Annotated in this window: 2 protein-coding genes and 1 pseudogene; all 3 read left to right on the top strand. The window is 63.1% G+C overall.

Going from position 1 to position 2,564, the window contains the following annotated elements; genetic code table 11:
- A pseudogene (locus tag EOA38_RS33335) lies at positions 1-287 on the top strand (allophanate hydrolase); the annotation flags it as partial.
- Positions 288-564: 277 nt separating this feature from the next.
- The gene (locus tag EOA38_RS33340; RefSeq protein ID WP_126091812.1) at positions 565-1,254 is read left to right on the top strand and encodes a GntR family transcriptional regulator; all 690 of its coding nucleotides are present in this window, start codon (positions 565-567) and stop codon (positions 1,252-1,254) included.
- Positions 1,255-1,709: 455 nt separating this feature from the next.
- Positions 1,710-2,564 (top strand): glutamine synthetase family protein (locus EOA38_RS33345; RefSeq protein ID WP_145966195.1); only part of this gene is annotated, 855 nt, incomplete at its 3' end.

Consider the following 2,564-nt stretch of genomic DNA (forward strand, 5'->3'; position numbering starts at 1 on the left):
AGCTCTACGAGCTTGCCGGCCAGACCACGCCAAAGCCGGGCTTGATCCGCGTCGCGGGCGGCGGCACCGCGATCGAGGTCGAGGTCTGGCGGCTTCCTGCCGAGGCGTTCGGCCGCTTCGTCGCCGCCATCCCGCCACCGCTCGGCATCGGCACCATCGAGCTCGACGATGGAACATCGGCGAAGGGTTTTCTGGCCGAGACCGCCGGTCTGTCGGCGGCAACGGATATCTCCGCCTATGGCGGCTGGCGCAGCTTCCTCGCCAGGACCCAGCAAGCGCAACGATAGCCGGAAAGCCTTCCTTCCAGCTGAACGACGGGAATCTCGTCGGCTCGGAGGTCGAGGTGCGCCTTGCCGGCAGGCGCTTCGAGGTCCGGGTCACCTGGAATCGCTTCGCACGCATGATGCCCGCTCCGTTGGGTCAGCCGGGACACCGCCCTGGCCTCACTTGCCGCGGCGCGCGTTAACCGTCTATCGTGCGGCTCGAAAATCGCCAGCCAAGCATCCCCGGCGGCGGATTGCTTGACGAAACGGATTTCAGGGCGGACGAAGCAGCGCATAGCCAATGGCCGACAAAACACAATTCGGACTGACTGCCCTCGACACGATACCCCTGCATGAGAAAGTCTATCTGGAACTGGTGCGGGCGCTGATGTCGGGTCAGTTCCAGCCCGGCCAGAAGCTGACTTCGCGCAAGCTCGCCAAGGAGCTCGGCACCAGCGACATGCCGGTGCGCAGCGCCTTCATGAGGCTGCAGGCACTCAGGGCGCTGAGCCCGATGCCGAACGGCAGCGTCGAGGTGCCGATGATCTCGGCCGATCGTTTCCAGCAGTTGACCGATGTGCGCACGATCCTCGAAGGCACGGCCACCGAACTCGCGACAAAACGCATCAACGGCAACAATCTGCGCGCCATCCGTCGCCACTGCACCGAGCTCACCCAGGCCGCCCGCAGCGGCGACATCGACGATTATCTGCGCAAGAACCACGACTTCAAATTCTCGATCTACCGCCACTGCGGCAATGAGCAGATGATCTTCCTGATCGAGACGGTGTGGATGCAGGTGGGGCCTTTCCTCCGGAACCTGCGCATCGGCTTCGAGGACGACCTCGCCGGCATTCTCGGCATCGACTATCACGAGGAAGCCGTCGCGGCGATCGAGGCTGGCGACGGCAAGCGGGCACGCGCGGCCATCGTGCGCGACATCGACGAGGGGGCCGCGCATATTCTCAAGCAGATCAGGTTCCCTCATTAGGAAGCCTTCGAGATTTGGGTGAAAGCGCGCCAACCTCGTCATTCCAGGGCGGAGCAGGAGCGCAGCTCCGTCGCGGAGACCCTGGAATCCATGCCGTTACCTTGGCCGTGGAGTACAGCGGAGCAGAATTCTGGAACGCAGCGGCGCCTTTATGTCACGGCATGGATTCTCGGGTCTGCGCCGCGTCGCTGCGCTCCTTGCTCCGCCCGAGAATGACGAAGATAAGGCTTCGGCCCAATTCTCAAATCCTGACTTGGCTTTCCTTCACTCGCCAGCTATGTTGCGATCGCAGATCGCACAATATGGACCCGAAATGCCGCCCGATATCCCAGCTAGTGAATTGAAAAAATGAAGGAACCTCGCCTGGATCCCCTCCAGGACGGTCTTCAGGAACTCATAAGCTGCAAAATGGATATCGTAGCCGAAATGGCTACAGAAGAACCAGGGGCTGGAAATTGGGCGATGCAATTGCGGACGTTTTGAACTGGCTTGAAAGCAGGAACGACATCCAGAGCCTGCGGGCGGCTGTGTGCGACCTGAACGGCATCATGCGCGGCAAGCGCATTCCGGTCGAGCAGGCGCGCAAGGCACTCGAAGGCAAGCTGCGCATGCCCTATTCGGCGATCGGGCTCGACATCTGGGGCGAGGACATCGAAGGCAACGCCCAGGTCTTCTCGACCGGCGACGCCGACGGGCTTTGCCAGTGGACAGGACGCGGCATCCTGCCGGTCAACTGGACAGCGCATCCGACGGCGCTGTTGCCGCTATGGCTGGCGGACGATGCCGGCGCGCCCTATCTCGGCGACCCGCGCCGCGCGCTGGCCCGCATCCTCGACCGCTATGCCGCGCTTGGCCTGACGCCGGTTACCGCCACCGAGCTGGAATTCTACCTCGTCGACTTGACGTCGCAGCGGCCTGTCGGTCCGGTTTCACCGGTCACCGGGCGGCGTCTCGATTCCGACGCGGCGCTTTCGATCGACGAGATCGACGATTTCGAGGCCTTCATCCACGACATCTACGAAGCTTGCCGCATGCAGGGAATTCCGGTCGACACCGCGATCGCCGAGAACGGCGTCGGCCAGTTCGAGATCAACCTCAACCATGTGCCGGACGCCTTGCGGGCCGCGGACGACGCCGTGCTTTTCAAGCGCACCGTGAAGGGCATCGCCCGCAAGCACGGCTTTGCCGCCTGCTTCATGGCCAAGCCCTATGGCGAACGCGCCGGCAACGGTTTTCACGTCCATTTCAGCGTCCTCGACAAGGAAGGCCGCAATATCTTCGACGACGGCAGCGACCAGGGCTCGGAAACC

Origin of the sequence: Mesorhizobium sp. M1E.F.Ca.ET.041.01.1.1, from assembly GCF_003997355.1 — a bacterium.
GTDB lineage: Bacteria > Pseudomonadota > Alphaproteobacteria > Rhizobiales > Rhizobiaceae > Mesorhizobium.

What these genes read in the sequence shown, in the direction of transcription:
- EOA38_RS33340 (WP_126091812.1), top strand. Translation starts at nt 565, where the DNA reads ATGGCCGACAAAACACAATTCGGACTGACTGCCCTCGACACGATACCC.